Raw genomic sequence first — 26,607 nt, forward strand, 5'->3', positions numbered from 1 at the left:
GCCTGCTTGGCTTCAGAATCTCGCAAAAATGAATATGAAATTGACAACGCTTTTCGCGGCGGCGCTCGCGGTAGTTGGTTTTTGTAACACTGCTTCAGCCGTCACGTACCCGCTGCCTACCGATGGTAGTCGTTTAATTGGCCAAAACCAGGTTATCACCATCCCTGAAGGCAACACCCAGCCGCTGGAATACTATGCGGCAGAGTACCAAATGGGTCTGTCCAACATGCTGGAAGCGAACCCGGGCGTGGATACCTTCCTGCCGAAAGGCGGCACCGTACTGAACATTCCTCAGCAGCTGATCCTGCCGGATACCGTGCATGAAGGTATTGTGATTAACAGCGCCGAAATGCGTCTGTACTACTACCCGAAAGGTACCAACACCGTCATCGTTCTGCCGATCGGTATCGGTCAGTTAGGTAAAGACACCCCTATCAACTGGACCACCAAAGTTGAACGTAAGAAAGCGGGCCCAACCTGGACGCCAACCGCTAAAATGCATGCGGAATACCGTGCTGCGGGCGAACCGCTGCCAGCCGTTGTTCCTGCGGGTCCGGATAACCCGATGGGTCTGTACGCGCTGTATATCGGCCGTCTGTATGCTATCCACGGTACCAACGCTAACTTCGGCGTAGGCTTACGCGTCAGCCACGGTTGCGTGCGTCTGCGTAACGATGACATCAAGTTCCTGTTTGAAAACGTGCCGGTCGGTACGCGCGTCCAGTTTATCGATGAGCCAGTGAAAGCCACCACTGAACCAGACGGTAGCCGTTACATTGAGGTACATAACCCACTGTCTACCACTGAAGAGCAGTTCGAAGGTGGCGAAATCGTACCGATTACGCTGAACAAGAGCATTACCAGCATCACCGGCCAGTCTGACGTCGATCAGGCCGTCGTTGAGCAGGCGGTACAGAACCGCTCTGGTATGCCGGTTCGTCTGAACTAAGCACATACCTGAAACGAAAAAGGCGGATGAATCATCCGCCTTTTTTATTGCCTCAATGCCGCTTTCACAGTAATAGCAACAAACCATACCCCACCAGCGCCGCCCATATCAGCATCGGCACCGAATACAGATGAAAACGCCACCAAATGCGTCGGTCATTTGCCATGCGTAAAGCAATCAGATTCGCCAGCGACCCCGGCAACAGGCCAAACCCACCGATATTAACTGCCCAAGCCAACAATAGCGTCGGCGGAACATAGTTGAGCAACAAAATCGTGCTGGGAACGTTACTGATAAACTGCGACAAGCCGATTGCCGTCAACCAGAGCCCTGGTGCTGAAAGCGTGCCAATCTGACTGGTTATTCCGTGTAACGCCGGTAACTGCGTCAGCAAATGCACATCAATAAACATCGCCATAAACACCAGAAGCAACGTCCAGTCCACGCTTAAAATCACACGACGAGCCAAGATCATGAACCCTGTCGCCACAATCGCCAGACCCCACAGCTCAAGCTTGAGCTCCAGTGCCGTCAGAAAGACGATATACAGCGCCAGGCAGCTCCACACCAGGCGCGGTTGCCAGTCAGGCGCGCGTGTACCGCTATGATAGTGCAGTGTTTTATGTGGGAAACTGAACCAGCACAACACCAGCAACGTCAGCATCATGGCCCCCGCAAGCGGCGCCATTTGACAGGTAAACGCAGTAAATGACAGGCCAGAGCGCCCCCACATCAGAATATTTTGCGGGTTTCCTATGGGGGTAAGCAACGAACCGGCGTTCACCGCCAGCGCCTCAAAGATAATGAGGCGGTTTACCGGGATCGCGCACAGTTTTTTCAGGGTAATGGTGAGGGGAACCACAATAAATAAGGCGACATCGTTGGTCAGAAAGGTCGACAGCAGCGCCGCCGCCAGCACCATAAATATCGCCAGTTGGCGCTCCGTGTGGAAGCGGCGGGTCATCTTGCGCCCTAATACATCAAAGTAACCGCTTAGCTCCACGCCTTTGGTTAGCAGCATCAGGCCGCTCAGGGTAATAATGGTGTGCCAGTCAATGGCCCCAGGCCAGGCCCGGGGTGTAAATGGCACAAACAGGCTCAGAATAGCCCCGATGAGGATTAACAGCTGGAAAAAACGATCGCGTTGTAAGGCGCGAAGAAGAGGAAAACTCATTCAGAGCCTGTTCCTTGCTGTTGCGTAAACCGACTAAAAGCCTCCAGCGTTTCCTTACTGACATGATGCTCCATTCCCTCCGCATCGCGACGGGCAATTTCCGGGCTAATACCTAACATCAGCAGGAAGTTTTCCACAATCTGATGGCGTTCCCGGCTCTCCTGCGCCAGACGCTCACCTTCAGCGGTTAAAAACACCCCACGCCAGGGGATCATTTCAATCAACCCAACGGAGGCGAGGCGCTTAAGCATTTTGGCAACCGTCGGCTGGGAAACCCCAAGACGGGCGGCCATATCCACCTGACGCGCCTCACCCACCTCAATGATGAGATCGGAAATCAGCTCTACGTAGTCATCAATCAGCTCACGGCGATGCGCCTCGCGGACCTGACGAAATCCTTCAACGTGTTCTTCGACATTCACCAATTGCGTCACTTTTTTTGTTGTTGGCATACCTGCGCGACGACTCATTCTGCTTCCTCGTTCCTGTGACGCGTTAACAGCATCTGATTAGAGAACGCTCATTGTAAACCAGAGTTGCGTGGGCACAAAAAATTAACGTTTTAGCAATAGCTATATAATATAGCCTGTGCTATATCTGTATATAATAAAGACATCCCTCAAGGACTGATGGGATCGTGAAGTCAGGAGGTTTATATGAATGAATTTAAGAGGTGTATACGCGTGTTTAGCCACTCTCCCTTTAAAGTACGGTTGATGCTGATCTCTATGCTGTGTGACATGATTAACGGCAAACCAGAGCAGGATAAACCCTCAGCAAAATAATGCGGCGTCGCGGTACGCCGCTTCATTTCGTTGCCGTAACCTGATTACGGTGATAGGTTTCGTCCGAATAACCCTTCTTTTTGCCTGTTTTGCAGTTGCCCTCTCAAAACAATTTCTTTGTAGTAGTTGACCTTCTCATGCACACACTCTATCTTTTCGCAGCCCTGCATATATTGCGGCTCGCGGATGCGGACCCATTCCCTCTTCTCGCTCTCTCAGGCAGGCATGACCCTTTGCGCCAGGGGTAGCACATGGCGTTTTTGCAACAGTGGCATATGAATTTAACCCTCAAAGATTCACTTATTGCTCGTAGCCGGGCTATGAGTCCGTGGACTGGCTTTTATTTTTTACAGTCTCTGCTGATCAACCTCGCGCTGGGCTACCCACTAAGCCTTCTTTATAGCGTTGCCTTTACCTGTGTATTGATGCTGTTGTGGCGTACTGCGCCGCGCACGCAAAAAACGCTGATTGGCATCTGTTCGCTGATTGCAGCGATGTATTTCCCATTCGGCCAGGCTTACGGCTCGCCAAACTTTAATACGTTGTTGGCGCTGCACTCGACTAACATGGAAGAGTCGACCGAAATCCTGACCATCTTCCCCTGGTACAATTACCTGGTTGGCGTGTTTATTTTTGCGCTCGGCGTTATCGCCGTACGGCGTAAAAAAGACGAGCAAAAACGTCGCTGGAACAAGTACGACAGCCTGTGCCTGCTGTTTAGCATCGTTGCATTCTTTGTTACTCCGGTACAAAACCTGGCATGGGGCGGCGTTTTCAAGTTAAAAGATACCGGTTACCCGGTTTTCCGCTTTGCCAAAGACGTTATCGTCAACAATAACGAAGTGCTCGACGAGCAAGAGCGCATGGCTAAGCTGTCGAGCGTGAAAGACAGCTGGACGGTAACCGCCGTGAAGCCGAAATATCACACCTATGTTGTGGTCATCGGTGAAAGTGCCCGACGTGATGCGTTAGGCGCGTTTGGCGGTCACTGGGATAACACGCCGTTTTCCAGCACCGTTAATGGCTACATTTTTGCTGATTACATTGCCGCCAGCGGCTCCACGCAAAAATCGCTCGGCTTAACGCTAAACCGGGTCGTCGATAATAAGCCTCAGTTCCAGGATAACTTTGTCACGCTGGCCAACCGCGCTGGGTTCCAGACGTGGTGGTTTTCCAATCAGGGGCAGATCGGTGAATACGATACGGCAATAGCCAGCATCGCGAAACGGGCCGATGAAGTGCACTTCCTGAAAAACGGTGACTTCGAAGCCGATAAAAACACCCGTGATGAAGCCTTGTTGAAAATGACCGCTCAGGTGCTGGCCACCGAACGCACCCAGCCGCAACTGATTGTGCTGCATTTAATGGGTTCTCACCCGCAGGCCTGCGATCGTACTCAAGGGAAATATGACACGTTCGTCCAGTCGAAAGAGACCTCCTGTTATCTGTACACCATGACGCAAACCGACGATCTGCTGCGCCAGCTTTACGAGCAGTTGCGTAACAGCGGCAGTAGCTTCTCCATGGTCTATTTCTCCGATCATGGCCTCGCCTTTAAAGAGCGCGGAAAAGAGGTGCAGTACCTGGCCCATGACGACCAGTTCCAGCAGAACTTCCAGGTGCCCTTTATGGTACTGTCCAGCGATGACAAAGCGCATCGGGTGATTAAAGCCCGCCGCTCGGCGAATGATTTCCTGAGTTTTTTCTCACAGTGGACGGGGATCAGCGCGAAGGAGATTACCAACAGCTACCGCTTTATCTCAGAGAAAAAAGCCGGGCCAGTGTATATCACCAACTTTAAATTGCAGAAGGTGGACTACAACCATTTGGGCACCGATGTCTTCGAGACCAAATAGTCTCCTTCCAGGCCGGATAAGGCATTTTGCCGCTATCCGGCACGTAACAATGCCTGATGCGCTGTGCTTATCAGGCATTCAACGACACGCCTTCCTGTATTGCAGGCAAAAAAAATCCGCCCAGAAGGCGGATTTTTTATATCACCGAAGTGATTAGAAGCGGTAACCAACACCCGCGATCCAGGTACCTACGTCAACGCTACGAATACGGCTCTGCTCGTAAGAGAAGTCCAGAGCAACGTTTTCGATCGGGTTGAACTGCACACCGGCACCGTAAGAGAAACCGTAGTCGCTGGTGTCGTGTTTGTCAGCAGGCGTTGCTGCATCCTGGAATTTACCGTAGCCAACACCTACAACACCGTAGACGCTTGCCCAGTCATTCAGACGGTAAGCCGGACCTGCAGTGATGCCGTAGTATTGGGTTTTGTTGTAATCGCCAAACGAGTCGGTACGATCTTTTTCAGTGTAAGTGAAGGAACCGATCACGCCCAGCGGGCTGTTGTCCTGCTCGTAACGATACTTCAGGTTGAAACCGTTCATTTTGTTCGCTGCGCCCTGAGCATCGCTCTGAGCGTAACCACCCGTAACGGTAGAAGTAGCAGCTACAGCGGTACCTGCGGAGAAAGCCAGAACAGCGGCCAGTGCTGAAAGACATGCAATTTTTTTCATAACCACCTCAAATGTGCTTCAAGTAAATCTTAAGTTTTAAATATACCAAAAACTGATGGGAAACTCTTTGCGATTCGCGATGTCTAACGGATCTTTTCATGTAACAGAACGTTTCAGAAACCCGCTATCTCTTTCAATTAACATCACTTTTCTAATGATTTATGCCATTATTGCGCGCACAACACGGCACATTCATCCAGATGATTCCTAATCGCGCAGATTATTAATCCATCGTTTTCATGCCATTGTACGGATCTCAGTAATTTTTTTTTCAACGAATACTCAACCAGCCGAGCGTATTTCCATTACACTCGCTGTTTTACTTTTCTATACACAAACTCATGCGCATCGCAGCAAATCTGCGGCGTCCCGCGGGGGAAGGTGTGTAACCATCATTTGACAGGAGAAAGGATGCCGGGGTCGTCACGTAAAGCGCCAGTCTGGTTGCCTATTTTGGTTTTGCTGATAGCTATGTCCTCTATTCAAAGCGGCGCATCGCTGGCGAAATCGCTGTTCCCTCTCGTCGGTGCGCCAGGCGTTACCGCCCTGCGCCTCGCGCTGGGAACGCTCATCCTTATCGCATTCTTTAAACCCTGGCGTTTACGTTTTGCCAAAGAGCAACGTCTTCCCCTGCTGTTTTATGGTTTGTCTCTGGGTGGGATGAACTATCTCTTTTACCTGTCAATTCAGACTGTACCGCTGGGTATTGCCGTAGCGCTGGAATTTACCGGCCCGCTTGCGGTGGCGTTGTTTTCCTCCCGACGCCCGGTGGATTTCATCTGGGTTGCGCTGGCCGTACTCGGACTGTGGTTCCTGCTGCCGTTAGGTCAGGGCGTTTCCCACGTTGATTTAACCGGTGCCGCGCTGGCATTGGGTGCTGGCGCCTGTTGGGCTATCTATATTCTTACCGGGCAACGCGCAGGCGCAGAGCATGGCCCGGCAACGGTCGCCGTTGGCTCATTAATCGCCGCGCTGGTTTTCGTGCCGATTGGCGTCATTCAGGCAGGTGATGCCCTGTGGCATTGGTCGATTCTTCCATTGGGCTTAGCGGTAGCGGTCCTCTCTACTGCGCTCCCCTATTCGCTGGAAATGATCGCATTAACGCGACTGCCTACACGTACCTTTGGAACACTGATGAGTATGGAGCCTGCACTGGCGGCGGTGTCCGGGATGATTTTCCTCGGGGAAACGCTGACGTTTATCCAGACGCTGGCTCTGGGCGCGATTATTGCCGCGTCAATGGGCTCTACGCTCACCATCCGTAAAGACCCGCAAATTAAACAAGTTGACGTGAATTAACCTGCCAATATTCTGCATGGTTTGCATAATCATGCAGAATATCTTGTTATCTATCCCTACTATTATTATCGCCCTCTACCTCTGCGTTGAAGCACGCTATTTATGTTGAGGCATAGCATTAACACAACAATAACATTTCGCCGCAATAAAATAATTCAACAGATTGATTTATATCGATATTTTATATTTTCATTCGCCTCGCTATTAAAGTGATAGGTAACACCGGAAAAATAAAACTGAAATTAGCGCTATACTTATCCTCGTTGAAGATTTGGGACGTAAACATCAAGAGGATATGAAATTATGAGTACCGCAAAACTGGTAAAAACAAAAGCATCTGCCCTCCTTTATACCCGCAACGATGTAACAGACAGCGATAAAAAAGCGACCGTTGAACTGCTGAATCAGCAGGTGATCCAATTCATCGACCTGTCACTGATCACCAAACAGGCACACTGGAATATGCGCGGCGCAAACTTCATTGCCGTACATGAAATGCTGGATGGTTTCCGGACTGCACTGACCGATCACCTCGATACCATGGCTGAGCGTGCCGTACAGTTAGGTGGTGTGGCACTGGGGACAACGCAGGTTATTAACAGCAAAACGCCGCTGAAAAGCTACCCGCTGGATATCCATAACGTACAGGACCACTTAAAAGAGCTGGCCGAACGTTATGCCGTGGTTGCTAACAGCGTACGTAAAGCGATAAGTGAAGCAAAAGATGAGGATACAGCAGATATCTTCACTGCGGCTTCCCGTGACCTCGACAAATTCTTGTGGTTTATCGAAGCGAATATCGAATAACAGACATATAAGAAATACCTATATTACCCTCGCATTTGCGGGGGTTTTGCACTTCTATGGTGCATAACATTGATCATTCGCCACTTCAAAGTAAATTATTTGTAATAATCACTTCACACAATCGTTAACGAAAGATTGTTTTATCAACAATTTTTACGCTAAATAGTCATACCGTTTGCACCGCGCCCGTCATGCACCAAATGAGTGCCCTGAAACGGTGCAAACAGCCCACTTTGCCCTACTTATTGTGCAACAAAATGAGACGCCCTCTTTTTAAAACAATGAGTTGCAAAATTGGCACGATTTTTTCATTAAGCCATATGTTCTCGCAGGGGATCGCCCCGTGGATATAAAAGGAAATCCTATGAAGTCTGTATTAAAAGTTTCACTGGCTGCACTTACCCTGGCTTTTGCGGTGTCCTCCCATGCCGCAGATAAGAAACTCGTTGTCGCAACCGACACCGCCTTTGTTCCCTTTGAATTCAAACAGGGCGACAAATACGTTGGTTTTGATGTGGATCTGTGGGCTGCCGTGGCCAAAGAACTAAAGCTGGATTATGAACTGAAACCTATGGATTTCAGCGGCATCATCCCGGCCCTGCAAACTAAAAACGTCGATTTGGCGCTGGCAGGTATCACCATTACCGAAGAGCGTAAAAAAGCCATCGACTTCTCTGACGGCTACTACAAAAGCGGCCTGTTAGTGATGGTTAAAGCGAACAATAACGATGTCAAAAGCGTAAAAGATCTGGACGGTAAAGTCGTCGCAGTGAAGGGCGGTACCGGCTCAGTGGATTACGCCAAAGCGAACATCAAAACCAAAGACCTGCGTCAGTTCCCGAACATTGATAACGCGTATATGGAACTGGGTACCAACCGCGCAGACGCGGTACTGCACGATACACCAAACATTCTGTACTTCATCAAAACTGCCGGCAACGGTCAGTTCAAAGCTGTAGGCGATTCCCTGGAAGCCCAGCAGTACGGTATCGCCTTCCCGAAAGGCAGCGATGCACTGCGTGAGAAAGTGAACGGCGCGCTGAAAACGCTGAAAGAGAACGGTACTTACAACGAAATCTACAAAAAATGGTTCGGTACTGAACCTAAATAATAATCTACAGCACAGGCCCGGTAACGTGATGCTTACCGGGTCTGCGCCAGCATTTTTGAGACCTGTAGGCCGGATAAGTACATCCGGTAAAACGGGCATTTGACTCTTTTCACCACGGTAACAGGAACGACATATGCAGTTTGACTGGAGTGCCATCTGGCCCGCCATCCCGCTTTTGATAGAAGGCGCCAAAATGACCCTGTGGATTTCAATCCTCGGTCTGGCCGGCGGGCTGATTATCGGGCTTGCAGCGGGTTTTGCGCGTACCTTCGGCGGTTGGATAGCCAACCATGTAGCGCTGGTCTTTATCGAAGTCATCCGCGGTACGCCAATCGTTGTACAGGTCATGTTTATCTACTTCGCCCTGCCAATGGCGTTTAACGATTTACGTATTGACCCCTTCAGCGCCGCTGTTGTCACCATCATGATTAACTCCGGTGCCTATATCGCGGAAATCACGCGTGGCGCGGTACTCTCAATCCACAAAGGATTCAGCGAGGCTGGCCTGGCGCTTGGACTTTCTCGCACGGAGACCATCCGCCACGTTATTTTACCTCTTGCGCTGCGTCGTATGCTGCCACCACTAGGCAACCAGTGGATCATCAGCATCAAAGATACCTCGCTGTTTATCGTCATTGGCGTCGCTGAACTGACGCGCCAGGGTCAGGAAATCATTGCGGGTAACTTCCGCGCCCTGGAAATCTGGAGCGCCGTTGCGGTGTTCTATCTGATCATTACGCTGGTGCTGAGCTTCATTCTGCGTCGTCTGGAAAGAAGGATGAAAATCCTGTGATTGAATTTAAAAACGTTTCTAAGCACTTTGGTCCAACCCAGGTGCTACACAACATCGATCTGAATATTAAACAAGGTGAAGTCGTGGTGATTATCGGGCCATCTGGCTCCGGTAAATCTACGCTGCTGCGCTGCATTAACAAGCTGGAAGAAATTACCTCCGGTGACCTGATTGTTGACGGTCTGAAAGTCAACGATCCCAAGGTCGATGAACGGTTAATCCGCCAGGAAGCCGGAATGGTGTTTCAGCAGTTCTATCTGTTCCCCCATCTGACGGCGCTGGAAAACGTCATGTTTGGCCCGCTACGCGTACGCGGGGCGAATAAAGAACAGGCGGAAAAACTGGCCAAAGAGCTGCTGGCAAAAGTCGGTCTGGCCGAGCGTGCCCACCACTACCCTTCAGAGCTTTCCGGCGGTCAGCAACAGCGTGTTGCCATTGCCCGTGCGCTGGCGGTGAAGCCGAAAATGATGCTGTTTGACGAGCCAACCTCGGCGCTGGACCCGGAACTGCGTCATGAGGTTCTGAAAGTCATGCAGGACCTGGCAGAAGAAGGGATGACCATGGTGATTGTGACTCACGAAATTGGCTTCGCCGAAAAAGTAGCCTCACGCCTGATTTTCATCGATAAAGGACGTATTGCCGAAGATGGTAATCCGCAAGCCCTGATTGAAAATCCACCCAGCCAGCGTTTGCAGGAATTTTTGCAGCACGTTTCATGATGCCTGATACCTCCCTTCAGCCGGAAGGGAGGTTTTTCACCAGAATCCTCTCATTTCAATCCTCTCCCGCCCTGACATCTATACTTATCCTTTTGAATTTGTTTTCTCATGGGAGGAGTGATGCGCTGGTTCCTGTTCATCTTCTTTTGTCTTCTGAGCATGCCGACTCACGCGGTAACGATACCCGGCGTTCCCTCCCCGGCCTCAACCAGCCCGCAAACTGGCCCCACGACAGAACCCGATATCGAACAAAAAAAGGCGGCCTATGGCGCACTGGCGGATGTGCTGGAAAATGAGAGTTCACGCCAGGAGCTGATCGGTCAATTGCGCAAAGTGGCGGCCACGCCACCTCCCGAACCGGTGCCCACCATTGTCCCACCAACGTTAACGGAAGAAAAAACGGTGCTGGAGAATGTCACGGATATCAGCCGTCATTATGGCGAGGCTCTCTCAAGCCGCTTTGCCCAGCTGTATCGCAACATTACTGACGCCCCCCACAAAACCTTTAATCCACAAACATTCTCGAATGCCCTGACCCATTTCCTTATGCTGGCGGTATCTGTTTTTGGCTTTTACTGGCTGATACGGCTTTGCGCACTGCCGCTGTATCGCAAAATGGGGCAGTGGGCGCGACGGAAAAACCGCGAGCGCAGTAACTGGTTACAGCTTCCCGCCATGATCGTTGGCGCGTTCATTGTCGATTTACTGCTGCTGGCGCTCACCCTGTTTGTCGGGCAGATATTGAGTGATCGAATGAATGCCGGTAGCCGCACGATTGCATTCCAGCAGAGCTTGTTTCTCAATGCCTTCGCACTGATTGAATTTTTTAAGGCCATTTTGCGCCTGATTTTTTGCCCGGCGGTGACAGAGCTGCGACCATTTAACATTCAGGATGCAGGCGCACGCTACTGGAACCGGCGTCTGAGTTCATTAAGCAGTCTGATTGGTTACGGGCTTATTGTGGCGGTCCCCATTATTTCGAACCAGGTCAATGTACAGGTCGGCGCAATGGCTAACGTCATCATCATGCTGTGCATCACGCTGTGGGCGCTGTACCTGATTTTCAGAAACAAGAATGAGATTACCCAGCACTTACAGAATCTTGCCGCACGCTCTTTAGCCTTCTTTAGCCTGTTTATCCGTGCTTTTGCGCTGGTCTGGCATTGGCTGGCCAGCGCCTATTTCATTGTGTTGTTCTTCTTCTCACTCTTTGATCCGGGAAATAGTCTGAAATTCATGATGGGCGCAACGTTACGCAGCCTGGTGATCATCGGGATCGCCGCCTTTGTATCCGGCATGCTATCCCGCTGGATTGCCAAAACCATTACCCTTTCACCGCACACCCAGCGCAGCTATCCGGAATTACAAAAGCGGCTAAATGGCTGGCTGTCAACGGCGTTAAGCGTGGCCAGGATCCTGACAGTGTGTGTCGCCGTTATGCTGCTACTCAACGCCTGGGGACTGTTCGACTTCTGGAACTGGCTGCATTACGGCGCAGGCGAAAAAACGGTCGATATTCTGATCCGCATCGCACTGATTCTCTTCTTCTCTGCTATCGGCTGGACGATCCTTGCCAGCCTGATAGAAAACCGCCTGGCTTCAGATATTCACGGTCGCCCGCTGCCCAGTGCGCGGACTCGCACGCTGTTGACGTTATTTCGCAACGCGCTGGCAGTGATCATCAGTACCATCACGATCATGATTGTGTTGTCAGAGATTGGCGTCAATATCGCCCCATTACTGGCCGGGGCCGGCGCGCTGGGGCTGGCGATCTCTTTCGGATCACAGACACTGGTGAAGGATATTATTACTGGGATATTTATCCAGTTTGAAAACGGCATGAATACCGGCGATCTGGTCACTATCGGCCCGTTAACCGGCACGGTCGAACGCATGTCGATCCGTTCTGTTGGGGTACGCCAGGACACAGGGGCATACCACATCATCCCGTGGTCCTCGATAACAACCTTCGCCAACTTCGTCCGTGGGATCGGATCGGTCGTTGCGAATTACGACGTCGACCGTCATGAAGACGCGGATAAAGCCAATCAGGCGCTGAAGGATGCGGTCGCTGCGGTGATGGAAAAGGATGATATTCGTGGGCTTATCATTGGCGAGCCGTCGTTTGCCGGGATTGTCGGTTTGACCAATACGGCATTCACCTTAAGGGTCTCGTTTACCACCCTGCCGCTGAAGCAGTGGACGGTACGTTTTGCGCTCGACAGCGAGGTGAAAAAACACTTCGATCTGGCCAACGTGCGCCCCCCGGTACAGACCTATCAGGTACTGCCTGCACCGGTGTCAGGCCCGCAATCAACGGCAGCAGAACCGCTGCCGCCGAGCGAGCCCACGATTTAGCGTTGACGCGCCATAAAACGACGACGCTGATCGTTATCCATAAAGGTCCAGGCAATAAAGCGACTCTGCTTTTGCCCCTGGGCCATCTCTTTTTTAACCACTTTCACCGCGCCAGCATCGGTTAACGCATGGTACAACGGAGGCAGATTCTCACCCCGCGATACCAGCGTGGTGAACCACATCACCTGACGACCAAAGGCCTGGCTTTCTGCGATCATTTTCTTGATGAACGCCACTTCACCTCCTTCGCACCACAGCTCCTGCTGCTGGCCGCCAAAGTTCAGCGCGTCATCTTTGTCTTGCCCCAGATTGCGGCGTTTGCGCTCGCTTCCGGCACGGGCAGAGGCAGCAGAATCATGGAATGGCGGATTACACAACGTGGCTTCGTACTGCTCATTCTTGTGAATAATGCCGTTGAAGATAGCTGAAGCATCTTTCTGACGACGCAAACGAATCGCCCGGGTTAAGCCAGGGTTGCCATTGATGATTGCCTGAGCGCTGCTAAACGCTTCACTACTGGTTTCGCTGCCGGTAAAACGCCAGCCGTATTCATGCACGCCGATCAGTGGATAAATGCAGTTCGCCCCTACCCCAACATCCAGCACGCTGGCATTTGCAGGGATGGTTCCGGTGGTTTCACCCAACAGGTCGGCCAGATGGTGAATGTAGTCCGCACGACCCGGAACCGGCGGGCACAGGAAACCTTCCGGGATATCCCAGTTTGCCACCGCATAATAATGCGCTAGCAGTGCTTTATTGAGCGCCTTCACTGCCTGCGGATTCGCGAAATCAACACTCTGCTCGCCGCCTGGCGTGAGGATGAGAAATTGCGTCAGCTCAGGGGTAACCTGGCATAACGTCGCAAGATCATAACGGCCATTGTGGCGGTTGCGTGGATGTAATCCCGGTTTCTGGGGGGGCATAGCATTCTCCTTTTAACAGCGGCGTAAGATACCCGCATAACGCCACGGGGTAAACATACACTGCAGGGAAATTTCATTTTTTATGCGAATTGTATCGTTCAAAAAACAGCCTGTTGTTGGTCGATTTTTTGCGGCAAATGCCCTGCAATGACAACCTAAACTTATCAGGCACGATCTGTTGTTTCTCAGAGGATATCATCATGAAGAAATGCCTCACATTCCTTGCCGCTACCGTACTTACCGGCATGACATTTGCGACTTTTGCTGCACAGCCCAATACCAGTCCTGCCACCGGTCCACTACAAGCCTCCGGTACGATTTCCGTGAGCGGAGCATCAAGCCTGGATGACCTTGAAGGTAAGCTGGCAGAAAAAGCGAAAGAGCAAGGCGCGAAAGGCTTTGTGGTTAATTCCGCTGGCGGTAAAAATCAGATGTACGGTACAGCAACTATCTATAAGTAACTCTCCCTCAGCTCAACTGCATTCGCCCTGAATGCAGTTTGCTGTCCTTTCTTTCTGAAATCCCCTGCATGAACTGTAACCACCATGTTGGAATTTTGAGTTCAATGTAAATAAATGTATTTATTTTTGAAGTAATGAATGCTAAAACGTCGCTCTTATTGATAATGCTTATCAAAATTATTATCAATTACGCATTTCATTCAGGCGAGACCTGCAGGGTATAACGTCCACAGAGATGTCCCTTCGTTTGAGTGAAACCTTCTAATCAATAATAAGTCATTCATTAACATGGATAAAAATCGCAATCTGCCGTCTAGTAGTTTTCACTCGCTCACCTTCTTTGCCGGCCTGTGTATTGGCCTGTCTCCTGTAGCCCAGGCCGTCGCCGCAGGCTCACAAGAGACAAAGCAGGAAGATACGCTGGTCGTTGAAGCAGCTAAGCCCTCGCTGTATGCCCCAACGCACTCTGCCGACCCGAAGTTCTCTCGTCCGGTGGCTGACACCACTCGCACCATGACGGTCATTTCTGAGCAGGTTATTAAGGATCAGGGAGCAACCAATCTTACTGATGCGTTGAAAAACGTGCCGGGTGTTGGTGCATTTTTTGCGGGTGAAAATGGTAACTCCACCACCGGCGATGCGGTGTATATGCGAGGAGCTGACACCTCAAACAGCATTTATATCGACGGTATTCGTGATATTGGTAGCGTCACGCGTGACACCTTCAATACGGAACAGGTTGAAGTGATTAAAGGGCCTTCCGGCACCGACTATGGTCGCAGTGCCCCCACAGGCTCCATCAATATGATCAGCAAGCAGCCGCGCACCGATTCAGGTATTGATGCCTCAGCCAGCGTCGGTAGCGCCTGGTTCCGCCGGGGAACGCTGGATATCAATCAGGTCATCGGTGACACCACCGCAGTGCGCTTAAACCTGATGGGTGAGAAAACGCATGACGCCGGACGCGATAACATTAAAAATGAACGCTACGGCGTGGCCCCCTCTATTGCCTTTGGCTTAGGCACCGAAAACCGACTGTATCTGAACTATCTACACGTCACCCAGCACAACACACCGGACGGAGGAATTCCGACTATTGGTCTGCCTGGCTACTCAGCGCCGTCTGCTGGAACGTCGGCCCTGAATCATTCCGGAAAAGTAGATACACATAATTTCTATGGTACCGACTCCGATTACGACGACTCGACGACCGATACCGCGACAATGCGTTTCGAGCATGACCTGAGTGACAGCACGACCCTTCGTAACACCACGCGCTGGTCGCGCATTAAACAGGATTATCTGATGACCGCGGTCATGGGCGGCGCATCAAACATCACGCAGCCAACTCGCAACGTCGATACCTGGAGCTGGTCACGGGTGGCGAATACCAAAGATGTCAGCAACAAAATCCTCACCAACCAGACCAACCTGACGTCAAAATTTTATACCGGTGCTGTCGGACATGACATCAGTACCGGCGTGGAGTTGACCCGTGAAACACAGACCAACTATGGCGTAGCGCCACTCACCCCGCCACCGGTCAATATTTACTCACCGAACAGCAACGTGAACATTGGCGGATTATCCCGTAATGGCGCCAACGCCAACGGACAGACCGATACTTTCGGTATTTATGCCTTCGATACGCTGCAAATTACGCGTGATATTGAACTGAACGGTGGTATTCGTCTGGATAATTACCGAACCGAGTATGACAGTGCAACTGCGTGCGGCGCTTCTGGTCGCGGTGCCGTCGCGTGCCCAACGGGCGCTGCCAAAGGTTCTCCGGTCACCACCGTCGACACCGCGAAATCCGGTAATCTGGTGAACTGGAAAGCGGGTGCGCTGTACCATTTGACCGAGAACGGCAACGTTTACATCAACTACGCGGTTTCTCAGCAACCGCCGGGCGGCAGTAATTTTGCCCTTGCTCAAAGTGGGACCGGTAACAGCGCCAACCGTACCGATTTTAAACCGCAAAAGGCAAAGACCAGCGAAATCGGGACGAAATGGGAGGTGCTGGATAAACGCCTGCTGTTGACCGCCGCCGTTTTCCGCACGGATATCGAGAACGAAGTTGAACAGAACGATGACGGGACATACTCCCAGTATGGCGAAAAACGTGTTGAAGGCTACGAGCTCTCCGTGGCAGGAAATATTACCCCGGCATGGCAGGTGATTGGCGGTTATACCCAACAGCGCGCCACGGTGCATAGCGGTCAAGACGTCGCGCAGGATGGTTCATCTTCCCTGCCGTATACGCCGGAACATGCCTTCACGCTGTGGAGTCAGTACCAGGCCACTGATGATGTTTCCGTTGGTGCCGGTGCTCGCTACGTAGGCAGCATGCATCGCGGTTCGGACGGCGCCGTTGGGACACCATCCTATACCGAAGGCTACTGGGTGGCGGATGCCAAGTTAGGCTATCGCGTAAACCGTAATCTCGATTTCCAGTTGAACGTCTACAACCTGTTTGACACCCAATACGTATCCTCCATTAACAAAAGTGGATACCGTTACCATCCGGGCGAGCCAAGAACCTTCCTGCTCACCGCGAATATGCATTTCTAATCCATTGTGTGGGGCGCAAGCCCCACTTTCAGGAGAAACTCTGATGATGTACCACATTCCCGGCGTCCTGTCGGCGCAGGATGTAGCCTGGTTTCGCGAACAACTGGAAACCATAGACTGGGTTGATGGCCGTGTCACAACGGGCGCTCAGGGAGCACAGGTTAAAAATAACCAGCAGGTTGACACGCGAAGCGAGCGCTATATGGCATTGCAACAAGCGGTGCAGAACGCCGTGAACAACAGCGCGTTGTTTTTCGCTGCCGCACTGCCGAAAACCCTCTCTACACCGCTGTTCAATCGTTATCAGAACAACGAAACCTACGGTTTTCACGTTGATGGCGCGGTGCGTAGCCATCCAGAAAATGGCTGGATGCGAACTGACCTTTCCGCGACCTTATTTTTAAGCAATCCCGACAGCTATGACGGCGGGGAACTCCGGGTAAATGATACTTACGGACAACACACGGTGAAGCTTCCTGCAGGCGATCTGGTACTTTACCCCTCCAGCAGTCTGCACTGCGTCACGCCGGTTACCCGAGGAAACCGTGTGGCATCGTTTATGTGGGTCCAGTCGATGATCCGTGATGACAAAAAACGCGCCATGCTGTTTGAACTGGATAAGAACATTCAATCACTGAAAGCGCGCCACGGAGAAAGTGCGGAGATCCTGTCGTTGCTTAATCTTTACCATAACCTGCTGCGCGAGTGGTCCGAAATCTGATACGCCCGTAGGCGCTCATTTTTCCCCCATCTCATTCGCTATAATTATTCTATAAACGAGTTTTATAAAACGAATGACAGGAGGCACACATGGCATCCGGCTGGGCAAATGACGACGCCGTGAACGAACAGATCAACAATACGATTGAAGATGCTGTTGCCCGTGCCCGTGGCGAGTTACCCACGGGAGAAAGTCTGCATGAATGTGAAGAATGTGGCAATCCTATCCCGCAGGCGCGCCGTGAAGCGGTACCTGGCGTGCGTTTGTGCATCTCCTGCCAACAGGATAAAGATTCACATAACTCTGCATTTTCAGGATATAATCGCAGAGGTTCGAAAGACAGCCAGCTACGTTGACTCATCTTTACCAAAAGTTTCAGCGCATACGATTTCCTTTACGAGCACGCTTTTTCACCCACGGTGTAGCAAAATGTGCCGTTGTCACTTTCTCTGTAAAGCGCAATGACAAGAACTGTAAATCCCTCTTCTGAATTTATTAATATTCAATAAGTTATTTGTCATTCAATTTTTTTGATTGATGTCGTCAATTCTATTCGATTTTCTCTCACCGAAAAAAACGTGATACTTCTCACATCGACAGAACAACGTCTACTGAACAGAACATCGACTAACCGAATAAACCTGCGAGAGAAAAATCATGAAAAACATTAAATTTGCTGTTGCTGCTATCGCCCTGTCTACCCTGTCATTTGGTGTTTTCGCTGCTGAGCCGGTTACCTCCACTCAGGCGCAAAGCATGAATAAAATGGGTGTGGTATCTGCTGATGGCGCCACCACGCTGGACGGCCTGGAAGCAAAACTGGCTGAAAAAGCGGCTGCTGCTGGTGCAAGTGGTTACAGCATCACCTCCGCTGTCGGCAACGACAAAATGAGCGGCACCGCGGTTATCTACAAATAACCAACAGAATTCCTGTACGACCCAATGCTCCAACCCTCATTGACCCTGTTTGTTACCCTTTGTTTGCCCGTCCGCCACTGGACGGGCTTTTTTTTTATCTAGTGTTCAAGCCGTTGGCGAAACGCCTGCAATACCGCATCCGGCATACCGATTTGCCGTGCCGCCTCACATATCGCTTGCCAGCTTCCGGCATCAAGCGGGATACCCTGCGCCAGCCGCTCTTCACGGGTATTCACTTCCCACTCGCCCGGTAACAGGATAGGCGCATCCTCAGCATGCGGCGACGCTTTGACCCATTCAGCAAATGCCGAAACCTGATTGTCACAGTCCGGGGCACCGAATAGCGTTGGGTTAATGATGATCGTGGTCATGCAGTTAATAATGGCGTCTGCGCTGTTCTGCAAACTGGCTTCGTGGGTCGTTTTACCGCCAGAGAGCGCACCGCCCATGATTTCACACATTGCCGCCAGCGCGTAGCCTTTATGCTGGGCGAAGGTGAGCAGCGCGCCCAATGGCGATTCCTGCATAACGGCAGGATCGGTGGTAGGAGCCCCCAGGGCATCAATCAGACAACCCGGCGCAACCGGCTCACCTTTGTGCCACGCCACGCGCGTTTTACCAAAAGCGATGGCGCTGGTCGCGTAGTCCAACAGCAACGGGAAATCATTTTTACGTGGAAACACGACGCAGAAAGGGTTGGTGCCAAAACGGCTATCACGGCCATGGAACGGGGCAACCATCGGGATCCCCACCACATTCACAAAGTGTATAGAGACAAAGCCCGCCGCCGCACACTGCTCCGCCCAGTAGCCAATGCGCCCAATATGATGAGAATTATGCAGTGCTACCGCAGCAATTCCGTACTGCTGAGCTTTCTCAATCCCCAGCGCGATAGCTTCATGCGCGGCTACCTGACCAAATGCGCAATCCCCATCCAGCGTAACCACTGCCCCCGCCTCTTTCACCACTTTCGCATGACGATTGATCTGCAAATGCCCCTGCGAGAATGAGCGAATGTAGCTTGGGATCATCCCGATACCATGTGAATCATGGCCGGCGAGGTTTGAGGCAATCAGATGATCGGCCACCAACTGCGCTTCATGCTCGTCACTCCCCATCTGGCGGAAAACGGCCTGAATAAACGCATGCAGCGTTGGCGCGTGAAAGCGATGTCCACTGTTCATTGTAATCTCCTGTTGTGTTGCGTGTTTGTTGTGTTTCTTATTTTTCAACAAACTATGCTGCGCTACGGTAGCCAGGAGGTCAATAAACGTGCAGAAATTTCACGTTGCAGAGGGTGCAGGACAGGAACGACTGACGGGCCAGATGACAGGCCCGTCGGGATGAAGAAAGGGTCAGAAGCTTTGGTCGACGCGATCAAACCCGTCTGCCAGCGTGGCGGATTCCCCGGTGGCCACCAGACAGCAAGCCATCTGAATTTTCAATGAGGCCGGTATCGGCTCGCTTCCGGCCAGACAGCGTTCAATCCAGCGGGCGGTCGTCTCCGGATCTTTTGCTACCGGCAGTGGGACGGGCTCATCAGGCATTTCACTCTGGCGGTCCTGTAGCACACGCACTCCCGTCGGGTCTATCAGGCTAATCTGCGGACAGCGTTGCGGGTTGGCATACACTTCGCCTTCCGTGCCGTGCATCAGCAAACCACGGCCGCCAATGTCGCCGAAAAATTTCGCCACTCGCGAGACATATTCAGGATGAGAAACACTGGCAAGACGCAGCGCGGCATCTTCTGCAAACGGCGTGGCCAACTTCGCCAGCGTGTGCGCACTGTTGCGCACGCCCATTCTCCAGCGCATCGCCAGTTGCGTCTCCAGCGGCGGACACAGCGCACGCACCGGAATAAACACCGGTTCATGGCCATCCAGTTTTGCCTGTGCCTGGCCAGCATGCAGCGTGGGCATGATCCCCATCAGTTCAAAAATGGTTTCTGTCAGCACGCGGGTTGGATCTTCGCTGACGCCGTGTACCAGCACCGGGAATCCCAGTTTATGCAGTAAGATAGCCAGCAGCGGCGTCAGATTGGCCTGCTTGCGCGCGCCATTGTAACTGGGGATAACAATAGGCATGGGTTTGGCAACAGGCGGCGTCAGGCGAATGGTATGGTTTTGCATCGCTTCATAAAAGCCCAGCATCTCCGCTTCCCCCTCGCCTTTGATGCGCAGCGCAATCAGCACGCCGCCCATCTCAAGGTCGGGGACATCGCCATTCAGCATATGGGTATACAGTCCGCGAGCAGTATCCTGGTCCAGGTCACGCGCGTGATTTTTACCTCGCCCAATCTCTTTGATGATTTTGCGGTAATCCATCGATAACTCCTTTCCTGTTGCTCGCATCGTTAACGCCGACGGCGGCGCGTGGGTTTCGCTTTTTCTTTTGGTTTTACTATAACGTCTGGCACAGCAGGTTGCTCTATCGGAAAAATGGGTAACGCATTCAGTAAACGCTTGCCATAGTTTTTGGTCAACAACCGCTTATCGTAGATCACGACTTCACCCCAGCAGCCATGGCTACGAATGAGTCGCCCAACTTGCTGGATCAAATTGAACGACGCTGCCGGTAAGCTTTGCACCTCAAAAGGGTAGCGGTTCAGGCTTTTCAGCCACTCGCCCTCAGTGACCACTACCGGACTGTCGATGGGCGGAAAGGCGATTTTGTGAATATGTACCTGAGTCAGCAATTCGCCTTTCAAATCCAGACCTTCGGCAAAAGATTGCAGTCCGACCAGTACGCTGCGTTCGCCGTTTTCTACCCGCTTTCGGTGTAACTCCACCAGACGATAGCGCGGCTGGTCACCCTGTACCAGCAGCAGCAAGCGCAGATCGGTAACGTGCTCCAGAAAACGCTGCATCGCCCGCCCGCTGGCAAAAAGCACCAGCATGCCCTGATGCTTTTTACTTTCCAGTTGCTCGCGGAAATAGGCCGCCATTTCCGCGATATGCTGCTCTTCGTTCTCCATCAACGGTTCGTAGCGCATCTTTGGAATGACGATTTTGCCCTGTTCAACGTGGTTAAACGGTGAATCCAGCGCGACAAAGCGGTCTCCTGCTTTTTCTTTCAGACCGCTCATCTCCTGCAGACGCGAGAAGCTATTGAGAGAACGGAGCGTGGCAGAGGTCACAATAATATGCGGTACGCTACGCCACAGCAGTCGTTCGAGCTGATCGCTCACGCGGATCCCGACACAATGGAACCAGACGTGGATCTGCCCATCGCGCACCTCGCGCGTTGCCCATTTACTCACCGGCGCGCCTGACGACTGCGCCAGCGACGCCAGGCGCCACAATTTGCTTTGCGCCTCGAACATGCCCAATGCCCGGTTCATCTGCAAAATAACCCGATGTAGACGCACAATATCGTGGGTACCGGTTTTTTCACTGAGATCGTTGAGGAACAGTTCTGCCAGGCCACGCAGCATTTCCGTCAGTTTCGCCAGTCGCTGGCAGATCTCCATCACTTCACCAGGCAGTTCTCCCATTGCAAAGCGGTGTTCCGCTTCCTGCGTGGCGGGCATATAGAGATTAAGGATGTTATTAAGTGAAGCAATCAGCTCATATAGCTCTTCACAGTGAGCGTTCAACCGCTCGGCGTTCGCCAGCGGCGGCGTGGTTTTCGGGCGGAACTGCTCCATGCAGGTTGCTACTAATTTGCAGAACAGATCCAGCTGAAGTCGATACCAGGGGGCGCTGATTTCTGCACTCATCTCCAGCGCATCGCGGGCGACATCCGGCAAATGATGGCCTTCATCAAGGACTAACAGCAGGTTTTTCGGCTCTGGCAGTACGGCTTCGCTTTCCATTGCCGCCATCACCAACGCGTGGTTCGCCACCACTACTTCAACTTCCTGAATCTCACGGCGGGCGACAAAAAAAGGACATTCACGATAGTAGTGGCAGTTGCGGTTCAGACAGCTCGCTTTATCGGTGCTCAGACGCTGCCAGAGTCCGTCATCAATGGCGATATCCGTGTGATCGCGCAACCCGTCCCATTTATAGCTGTCGAGATCGCCTTTCAGCCTGGCGCAGCGCTTTTGTTCTTCCTGGTTATTGGGCGTCAGATCATCGTCGAGAAAGGCCAGCAGATCCTGTTGATTGGGTTCGGTACTCGCCAGCGCAGCCAAATTGCGCGGGCAGACATAACGACCACGACCAAAAGCAGCGGTAAAACGCAGATCGGGGATGATTTTACGCAGTAGCGGCAGGTCTTTGCTGTAGATCTGATCCTGCAGCGCGACGTTAGCGGTACTGACCACCAACGTTTTCTGTTCTTCACGCGCAATGGCGATACCGGGGATCAGGTAAGATAACGTTTTCCCTACACCGGTCGGTGCTTCAATCGCCAGATGCCGTCCCTCTTCCCCTGCCAGCGTTTTCGCGACATCGGCAATCATCTGCCGCTGCGGTGCTCGGGGAATAAAGTCGGGGATCTGTTCCTGAAGCGCCTTGTACCAGGCGGCTATTTGCGCTTTTAGCGCCGCGGTTAATGCCATGAGAAAACCTGAAATACTGTATAAACAGCCACCATTGTGGCACATTTCAGACGCTCAATGTACCTTTTTCCCCCATTCTGGAAAGCGGCTCGCAGCACTGGCTTAAATTGCCGGATGGCGGCTTACATGCCTTATCCGGCCTACAATCCGGGTTTGCGCCTTATTCGGCCTACAGTGAGGTACATTGCAAGCCGAATAAGAGTGTCGGTTAATAGTATCCCAACAACTTCCACCACAGCATGCCCACGGCAAAAATGATAATCACATTCGCCGTCACCACGCAGAGGTTGATTTTGTAAAAGCGCGGACGTTCAAAATACCCTTGGGCAAAATAGATCGGGCCTGGCCCACCACCGTACTCCGTATTACCCCACATCAGGTTACTGAAGATACCAAAGCAGATAGCAACCATCATCGGCGGCGCGCCTGCTGCGATCGCCGTTGCCGCAAAAGGGGCATACAGTGCAGCGACATGCCCGGTCGCCGTGGCAAAGAGATAATGAACGTAAATATAAAGGATCCCCAGCATAACAAAGGATTCTATCGCGCCAAATCCCTGAATACCGCTGCCCAGTTTTATCGTCATCCATTTAATAAAGCCCAGATCGGCAAGTCCGGTCGCCAGACTAATAATGACGCTAAACCAAATCACCGTATCCCAGGCCGCGTGGTCATTGAGCAGGCTTTTCCAACTGACTGCGCCAGAGGCGAACAGATAGGCAGCCAGCCCCAGCCCGACAGAGGTCGCCGATAATCCCGTGATCAAGCTGGTGCCCCAGCCGACCAACGCCAGCACAAAGCCAAAAGCCACCTTTTTCTCGTTGCTGCTCATCGCACCGAGTTCACCCAACGCCTGCTTGCCCATCGCTTTTGCTTCTGGCGTCCGCTTAAGCTCAGGGTCCAGCAATTTATAGACCAGAAGCGGCATCAGGCAGAAACAGGCCATCGCCGGAACCACTGCGGAAATAAACCATCCGCCCCAGGTTATCTCAACGCCTAACGAGGATTTTGCCAGACTGGCCACCAGCGGATTCGCCGCCATCCCGGTGAGGAATATCGCCCCGGTAATCGGCGTAAACTGAAAGCACACCATGGTTAAGAAATCGCCGATGCGCTTGCCGGTTACCCCAGGCGCAGAGCCCAGTACGTCATTGATTGAACGGGTGATGGGAAAAATTATCCCCCCGGAGCGGGCAGTAACCGACGGCATTGCCGGGGCCATAATCAGATCGGACACCCCCAGCGAGTAGGCGATACCCAGGCTGCTGCCGCCAAAAAGCGACAGCATTTTGTACGCGATACGTTTCCCAAGCCCTGAGGTAACAAACCCCAGAGATAGGACATAAGCGCAGAAGATAAGCCATACCGTGCCGGAAGCAAACCCGGAAAGCGCTTTTGCCTCTGGCAAGGTTTTGGTAAAAATGACCACGCAAAGCGCAATCAACATCACCGCCCCCGACGGGAGCGGTTGGGTAAGAATAGCGGCAATGGTCGCGGCAAAAATGGCAAACATATGCCAGGCCTGAGGCGTCAGACCATCAGGTACGGGGTAAAACCAAATGATCCCCCCAATGGCCAGCGGTATCAGGAACGACAGAATGGATTTTCCCGCGACAGAATTCGTTGACATAAAAATATCCTTATTCCGTTAACCCGAGCACCGTCATTTCTGCGACAGATATTTGGCCAGCACCTGATCGACCATCGCGGGTGCCATTCCCAGGTAATTCGCCGGGTCGGTCAGTTCTTCAATCAACTGTGGGTCCAGTCGTTCACAGACGGATGGCATCGCATTCAGCACATCCGCCAGTCGTCCCCCTTGTTCATTGACGATACGACAGGCGTCATACACGACGTCATGCGCATCCTGACGACCGATATACGGTGCCAGTCCCATCATGACTGCTTCAGCCACAATCAGTCCGTTGGTCATGCCGAGGTTACGTTTCATCGCAGCCTCATCAACCACCAGCCCCGCCAGCATAAAGTTGGCCTGATGCAATGCCCCGGCGCTGAGGACAAAACTTTCCGGGATAGCAATCCATTCCGCATGCCACGGTCCGGTCGCCCGCTCCAGATCCTGCACCATCGCATCCAGCATCAGTCCCGCTTGCTGGCGTACGCCTTTCGCACAGGCCAGCATCAGCTCACTGGAAATAGGGTTACGTTTCTGCGGCATAGTACTGCTGGCTCCGCGGCCTTTGACAAACGGTTCATACAGCTCACCAAACTCGTTTGATGCCATCAGCATCACGTCATACGCAATTTTGCCCAGCGAACCGGTCATTACCGCCAGCAGGTTTACGGCTTCGGCAAAACCATCACGCGCAACGTGCCAGGTGGAGGTCGGTACATTGAGTCCCAACTCTTCCATCATCGCTTTTTGTACCGCCAGCCCTTTATCCCCCAGCGATGCCAGCGTACCGGCCGCACCCGCAAACTCGCCAACCAGTACACGCGGACGCGCCTGGGCAAGACGTTCAGCGTGACGTTCGAACATATCCAGCCAAATAGCGGCTTTATAACCAAAGGTCACTGGCAGCGCTTGCTGCAGATGGGTTCTTCCCGCCATTGGCGTATCGCGGTAACGGCGTGCGAGGTCAGCGAGCGTCGCACGAAGTTTGTCCATATCGGTTTCAATTAACGCAAACGCATCACGAATTTGCAGAACGACCGCGGTGTCCATGATGTCCTGCGTGGTTGCGCCCCAGTGCACATAGCCACCAGATTCCCCGGCTTGTTTCGAAATCTGGTGTACCAACGGCAGGATGGGATAACCCACAATCTCGGTTTCATGGCGCAGCAAATCGAAATCCAGCGAATCGGCATTACATTTCTCGGCAATTTCCTGCGCCGCAGCCTCGGGTATCACACCGCAGCGAGCCTGGGCTTTGGCTAAGGCCACTTCCACTGCCACGTATTTGCGTACCAGCTCGCGATCGTCAAACACCGCGCGCATCGCCGGTGTGCCGAAAGAATCCCTGAACAGAACAGAATCAAGTACATTCGAAGCCATAAATCCCCCTGGAAAATCTGATAATGATAAGATGCGTGTTTCGGGTCGTTTGTTGGATGAACAAAGACCGCCTCAATGTCCAGACATAATCAAATGTCCGTACATTTAAATGTACGGACATTTATAGTATTCATGAGGAATGTATGGAATAGTCCGTACATATTTTTGTGATGAAGATCATTAATTTTTTGATGAAACCGCGATGAAAGAATCTCTGTACAAGCGAATAGCACGTGAACTGGCACAGCAAATTTCGGTGGGTACCTTTGCTCCCGGCTCACTGTTTCCCACAGAAATGGAGTTGTGTGAAACGTGGCAGGTCAGCCGCCACACCATAAGAGAGGCGTTGAGGGAATTAACAGAACAGGGGCTGATTTCGCGGCGTAAAGGTGCAGGAACACGCGTTTGCGAACCACAGGCAAACGGTGTTAATCACCCGCTATCGCATCTGGAAGATCTGTTACTGCTGGCAAAAAACAACCTGCGCGTGATTAAGAAAATCGACGAGATTGTGGCGGATATTGAGCTTTCCCAGATGATTGGCTGCCCGCCAGGTTCCCGTTGGCTGCACATTGCCAGCACTCGCGAAGATGCGCAAAACCCCGACGCGCCAATCTGCTGGACCGACAGTTATGCCAGCACGGATTACGCCAAGTTGCGCACGTACATCCGCGACGATCCACACTCGTTAATCAGCGATTTGATCGAAACGCATTACGGCATTAAAAGCCATGAAGTTCACCAGACGATTACGGCCGTCGGCGTGCCCAGGAAGATGGCAAAAATCCTTAACGTCGCACCTGATTCTCCGGCGATGAGAATTGTGCGTCGCTATCTGGACAGGGAAGGAAAGGTTTTTGAAACGACGATTTCGATTCATCCGGCAGGACGCTATACCTGCTCAATCGTACTGAAATCGCAAAGTTCCGGGGAATGATGCATTGCGTATCCGACCTACGCGACAGGCAGG

24 protein-coding genes are annotated in these 26,607 nt (G+C 52.2%); 15 read left to right on the plus strand and 9 right to left on the minus strand.

Annotated features, from left to right (window positions below; genetic code table 11):
- Positions 1-28: 28 nt before the first annotated feature.
- Entirely contained in the window at positions 29-949 is a 921-nt protein-coding gene (gene ldtB / locus HV261_RS18235; protein WP_137384315.1) for a L,D-transpeptidase LdtB, read from the plus strand.
- Between the two features lie 64 nt (positions 950-1,013).
- Here ldtB and HV261_RS18240 read toward each other — a convergent pair whose 3' ends face one another.
- The gene (locus tag HV261_RS18240; protein WP_202039065.1) at positions 1,014-2,123 is read right to left on the minus strand and encodes an anion transporter; all 1,110 of its coding nucleotides are present in this window, start codon (positions 2,121-2,123) and stop codon (positions 1,014-1,016) included.
- A complete protein-coding gene (gene mntR, locus HV261_RS18245; RefSeq protein ID WP_003831586.1) occupies positions 2,120-2,593 on the minus strand; it encodes a manganese-binding transcriptional regulator MntR in 474 nt (157 codons plus the stop codon). The genes HV261_RS18240 and mntR overlap by 4 nt, the downstream gene beginning before the upstream one ends.
- 186 nt (positions 2,594-2,779) lie before the next feature.
- Between mntR and mntS the strand changes: the two genes are divergently transcribed.
- Positions 2,780-2,908 carry a manganase accumulation protein MntS gene (gene mntS, locus HV261_RS18250; RefSeq protein WP_137384317.1) on the plus strand — a complete coding sequence of 43 codons (129 nt, stop codon included), beginning with the start codon at positions 2,780-2,782 and terminating at the stop codon, positions 2,906-2,908.
- Between the two features lie 275 nt (positions 2,909-3,183).
- Entirely contained in the window at positions 3,184-4,764 is a 1,581-nt protein-coding gene (locus HV261_RS18255) for a phosphoethanolamine transferase (protein WP_202039721.1), read from the plus strand.
- Between the two features lie 153 nt (positions 4,765-4,917).
- Here the strand turns inward: HV261_RS18255 and ompX are convergent, their stop codons facing one another.
- Entirely contained in the window at positions 4,918-5,433 is a 516-nt protein-coding gene (gene ompX / locus HV261_RS18260) for an outer membrane protein OmpX (protein WP_048212190.1), read from the minus strand.
- Positions 5,434-5,844: 411 nt separating this feature from the next.
- Between ompX and rhtA the strand changes: the two genes are divergently transcribed.
- From rhtA to ybiO, 6 genes are all read left to right on the plus strand, one after another.
- Positions 5,845-6,732 (plus strand): threonine/homoserine exporter RhtA, encoded by an 888-nt coding sequence (gene rhtA, locus HV261_RS18265; RefSeq protein ID WP_202039066.1) that lies wholly within the window; start codon positions 5,845-5,847, stop codon positions 6,730-6,732.
- Positions 6,733-7,035: 303 nt separating this feature from the next.
- On the plus strand, positions 7,036-7,539 hold the full coding sequence (gene dps / locus HV261_RS18270) for a DNA starvation/stationary phase protection protein Dps (RefSeq protein ID WP_005123679.1): 504 nt from the start codon (positions 7,036-7,038) through the stop codon (positions 7,537-7,539).
- Between the two features lie 364 nt (positions 7,540-7,903).
- The gene (gene glnH, locus HV261_RS18275; RefSeq protein WP_005123681.1) at positions 7,904-8,650 is read left to right on the plus strand and encodes a glutamine ABC transporter substrate-binding protein GlnH; all 747 of its coding nucleotides are present in this window, start codon (positions 7,904-7,906) and stop codon (positions 8,648-8,650) included.
- A gap of 133 nt (positions 8,651-8,783) precedes the next feature.
- Positions 8,784-9,443, plus strand: coding sequence for a glutamine ABC transporter permease GlnP (gene glnP, locus HV261_RS18280; protein WP_005123684.1), 660 nt, complete (start codon positions 8,784-8,786; stop codon positions 9,441-9,443).
- On the plus strand, positions 9,440-10,162 hold the full coding sequence (glnQ, locus tag HV261_RS18285) for a glutamine ABC transporter ATP-binding protein GlnQ (RefSeq protein WP_006685365.1): 723 nt from the start codon (positions 9,440-9,442) through the stop codon (positions 10,160-10,162). Before glnP ends, glnQ begins: the two co-directional genes overlap by 4 nt.
- A gap of 120 nt (positions 10,163-10,282) precedes the next feature.
- The gene (gene ybiO, locus HV261_RS18290) at positions 10,283-12,520 is read left to right on the plus strand and encodes a mechanosensitive channel protein (RefSeq protein WP_202039067.1); all 2,238 of its coding nucleotides are present in this window, start codon (positions 10,283-10,285) and stop codon (positions 12,518-12,520) included.
- On the opposite strand, the gene rlmF is transcribed toward ybiO, so the two are convergent.
- Positions 12,517-13,443: a 23S rRNA (adenine(1618)-N(6))-methyltransferase RlmF gene (gene rlmF / locus HV261_RS18295; RefSeq protein ID WP_202039068.1), complete on the minus strand. Its 927-nt coding sequence runs from the start codon at positions 13,441-13,443 to the stop codon at positions 12,517-12,519. The two genes, ybiO and rlmF, sit on opposite strands and share 4 nt — an antisense overlap.
- Before the next feature lie 200 nt (positions 13,444-13,643).
- Between rlmF and mcbA the strand changes: the two genes are divergently transcribed.
- The 5 genes from mcbA (at position 13,644) to ybiJ (ending at position 18,117) form a co-directional block, all read left to right on the plus strand.
- Positions 13,644-13,904 carry a DUF1471 family periplasmic protein McbA gene (gene mcbA, locus HV261_RS18300; protein ID WP_137384321.1) on the plus strand — a complete coding sequence of 87 codons (261 nt, stop codon included), beginning with the start codon at positions 13,644-13,646 and terminating at the stop codon, positions 13,902-13,904.
- Between the two features lie 288 nt (positions 13,905-14,192).
- On the plus strand, positions 14,193-16,478 hold the full coding sequence (locus HV261_RS18305) for a catecholate siderophore receptor Fiu (RefSeq protein ID WP_137384322.1): 2,286 nt from the start codon (positions 14,193-14,195) through the stop codon (positions 16,476-16,478).
- A 43-nt stretch (positions 16,479-16,521) separates the two neighbouring features.
- Complete coding sequence (gene ybiX / locus HV261_RS18310; RefSeq protein WP_202039069.1) at positions 16,522-17,199, plus strand: PKHD-type hydroxylase YbiX; 678 nt, start codon at positions 16,522-16,524, stop codon at positions 17,197-17,199.
- Between the two features lie 89 nt (positions 17,200-17,288).
- Complete coding sequence (locus tag HV261_RS18315) at positions 17,289-17,555, plus strand: DksA/TraR family C4-type zinc finger protein (RefSeq protein ID WP_048212198.1); 267 nt, start codon at positions 17,289-17,291, stop codon at positions 17,553-17,555.
- Between the two features lie 301 nt (positions 17,556-17,856).
- Positions 17,857-18,117 carry a DUF1471 family protein YbiJ gene (ybiJ, locus tag HV261_RS18320; RefSeq protein WP_048212199.1) on the plus strand — a complete coding sequence of 87 codons (261 nt, stop codon included), beginning with the start codon at positions 17,857-17,859 and terminating at the stop codon, positions 18,115-18,117.
- Positions 18,118-18,215: 98 nt separating this feature from the next.
- Here ybiJ and HV261_RS18325 read toward each other — a convergent pair whose 3' ends face one another.
- From HV261_RS18325 to HV261_RS18345, 5 genes are all read right to left on the minus strand, one after another.
- Positions 18,216-19,301 (minus strand): malate/lactate/ureidoglycolate dehydrogenase, encoded by a 1,086-nt coding sequence (locus HV261_RS18325; protein ID WP_202039070.1) that lies wholly within the window; start codon positions 19,299-19,301, stop codon positions 18,216-18,218.
- 171 nt (positions 19,302-19,472) lie between these two features.
- Positions 19,473-20,441, minus strand: coding sequence for a DNA-binding protein YbiB (gene ybiB / locus HV261_RS18330; protein ID WP_202039071.1), 969 nt, complete (start codon positions 20,439-20,441; stop codon positions 19,473-19,475).
- Between the two features lie 29 nt (positions 20,442-20,470).
- Positions 20,471-22,621, minus strand: a complete 2,151-nt coding sequence (gene dinG, locus HV261_RS18335; protein ID WP_202039072.1) for an ATP-dependent DNA helicase DinG — start codon at positions 22,619-22,621, stop codon at positions 20,471-20,473.
- Positions 22,622-22,829: 208 nt separating this feature from the next.
- Positions 22,830-24,251, minus strand: coding sequence for a DASS family sodium-coupled anion symporter (locus HV261_RS18340; RefSeq protein WP_202039073.1), 1,422 nt, complete (start codon positions 24,249-24,251; stop codon positions 22,830-22,832).
- Between the two features lie 33 nt (positions 24,252-24,284).
- Entirely contained in the window at positions 24,285-25,637 is a 1,353-nt protein-coding gene (locus tag HV261_RS18345; RefSeq protein ID WP_202039074.1) for a class-II fumarase/aspartase family protein, read from the minus strand.
- Positions 25,638-25,839: 202 nt separating this feature from the next.
- On the opposite strand from HV261_RS18345, the gene HV261_RS18350 reads away from it, so the two are divergent.
- Positions 25,840-26,574 carry a GntR family transcriptional regulator gene (locus HV261_RS18350; protein ID WP_202039075.1) on the plus strand — a complete coding sequence of 245 codons (735 nt, stop codon included), beginning with the start codon at positions 25,840-25,842 and terminating at the stop codon, positions 26,572-26,574.
- The last annotated feature ends 33 nt before the right edge of the window (positions 26,575-26,607 follow it).

It is taken from the genome of Citrobacter sp. RHBSTW-00671, assembly GCF_014103415.1.
Classification (GTDB): Bacteria; Pseudomonadota; Gammaproteobacteria; order Enterobacterales; family Enterobacteriaceae; genus Citrobacter.

What these genes read in the sequence shown, in the direction of transcription:
- HV261_RS18315 (WP_048212198.1), top strand. Translation starts at nt 17,289, where the DNA reads ATGGCATCCGGCTGGGCAAATGACGACGCCGTGAACGAACAGATCAAC.
- mntS (WP_137384317.1), top strand. Translation starts at nt 2,780, where the DNA reads ATGAATGAATTTAAGAGGTGTATACGCGTGTTTAGCCACTCTCCCTTT.
- HV261_RS18340 (WP_202039073.1), bottom strand. Translation starts at nt 24,251, where the DNA reads ATGTCAACGAATTCTGTCGCGGGAAAATCCATTCTGTCGTTCCTGATA.
- glnP (WP_005123684.1), top strand. Translation starts at nt 8,784, where the DNA reads ATGCAGTTTGACTGGAGTGCCATCTGGCCCGCCATCCCGCTTTTGATA.
- glnH (WP_005123681.1), top strand. Translation starts at nt 7,904, where the DNA reads ATGAAGTCTGTATTAAAAGTTTCACTGGCTGCACTTACCCTGGCTTTT.
- HV261_RS18345 (WP_202039074.1), bottom strand. Translation starts at nt 25,637, where the DNA reads ATGGCTTCGAATGTACTTGATTCTGTTCTGTTCAGGGATTCTTTCGGC.
- ybiJ (WP_048212199.1), top strand. Translation starts at nt 17,857, where the DNA reads ATGAAAAACATTAAATTTGCTGTTGCTGCTATCGCCCTGTCTACCCTG.
- dps (WP_005123679.1), top strand. Translation starts at nt 7,036, where the DNA reads ATGAGTACCGCAAAACTGGTAAAAACAAAAGCATCTGCCCTCCTTTAT.
- rhtA (WP_202039066.1), top strand. Translation starts at nt 5,845, where the DNA reads ATGCCGGGGTCGTCACGTAAAGCGCCAGTCTGGTTGCCTATTTTGGTT.
- HV261_RS18305 (WP_137384322.1), top strand. Translation starts at nt 14,193, where the DNA reads ATGGATAAAAATCGCAATCTGCCGTCTAGTAGTTTTCACTCGCTCACC.
- HV261_RS18350 (WP_202039075.1), top strand. Translation starts at nt 25,840, where the DNA reads ATGAAAGAATCTCTGTACAAGCGAATAGCACGTGAACTGGCACAGCAA.
- HV261_RS18325 (WP_202039070.1), bottom strand. Translation starts at nt 19,301, where the DNA reads ATGAACAGTGGACATCGCTTTCACGCGCCAACGCTGCATGCGTTTATT.
- ldtB (WP_137384315.1), top strand. Translation starts at nt 29, where the DNA reads ATGAATATGAAATTGACAACGCTTTTCGCGGCGGCGCTCGCGGTAGTT.
- HV261_RS18255 (WP_202039721.1), top strand. Translation starts at nt 3,184, where the DNA reads ATGAATTTAACCCTCAAAGATTCACTTATTGCTCGTAGCCGGGCTATG.
- HV261_RS18240 (WP_202039065.1), bottom strand. Translation starts at nt 2,123, where the DNA reads ATGAGTTTTCCTCTTCTTCGCGCCTTACAACGCGATCGTTTTTTCCAG.
- rlmF (WP_202039068.1), bottom strand. Translation starts at nt 13,443, where the DNA reads ATGCCCCCCCAGAAACCGGGATTACATCCACGCAACCGCCACAATGGC.
- ybiO (WP_202039067.1), top strand. Translation starts at nt 10,283, where the DNA reads ATGCGCTGGTTCCTGTTCATCTTCTTTTGTCTTCTGAGCATGCCGACT.
- mntR (WP_003831586.1), bottom strand. Translation starts at nt 2,593, where the DNA reads ATGAGTCGTCGCGCAGGTATGCCAACAACAAAAAAAGTGACGCAATTG.
- mcbA (WP_137384321.1), top strand. Translation starts at nt 13,644, where the DNA reads ATGAAGAAATGCCTCACATTCCTTGCCGCTACCGTACTTACCGGCATG.
- ybiB (WP_202039071.1), bottom strand. Translation starts at nt 20,441, where the DNA reads ATGGATTACCGCAAAATCATCAAAGAGATTGGGCGAGGTAAAAATCAC.
- dinG (WP_202039072.1), bottom strand. Translation starts at nt 22,621, where the DNA reads ATGGCATTAACCGCGGCGCTAAAAGCGCAAATAGCCGCCTGGTACAAG.
- ybiX (WP_202039069.1), top strand. Translation starts at nt 16,522, where the DNA reads ATGATGTACCACATTCCCGGCGTCCTGTCGGCGCAGGATGTAGCCTGG.
- ompX (WP_048212190.1), bottom strand. Translation starts at nt 5,433, where the DNA reads ATGAAAAAAATTGCATGTCTTTCAGCACTGGCCGCTGTTCTGGCTTTC.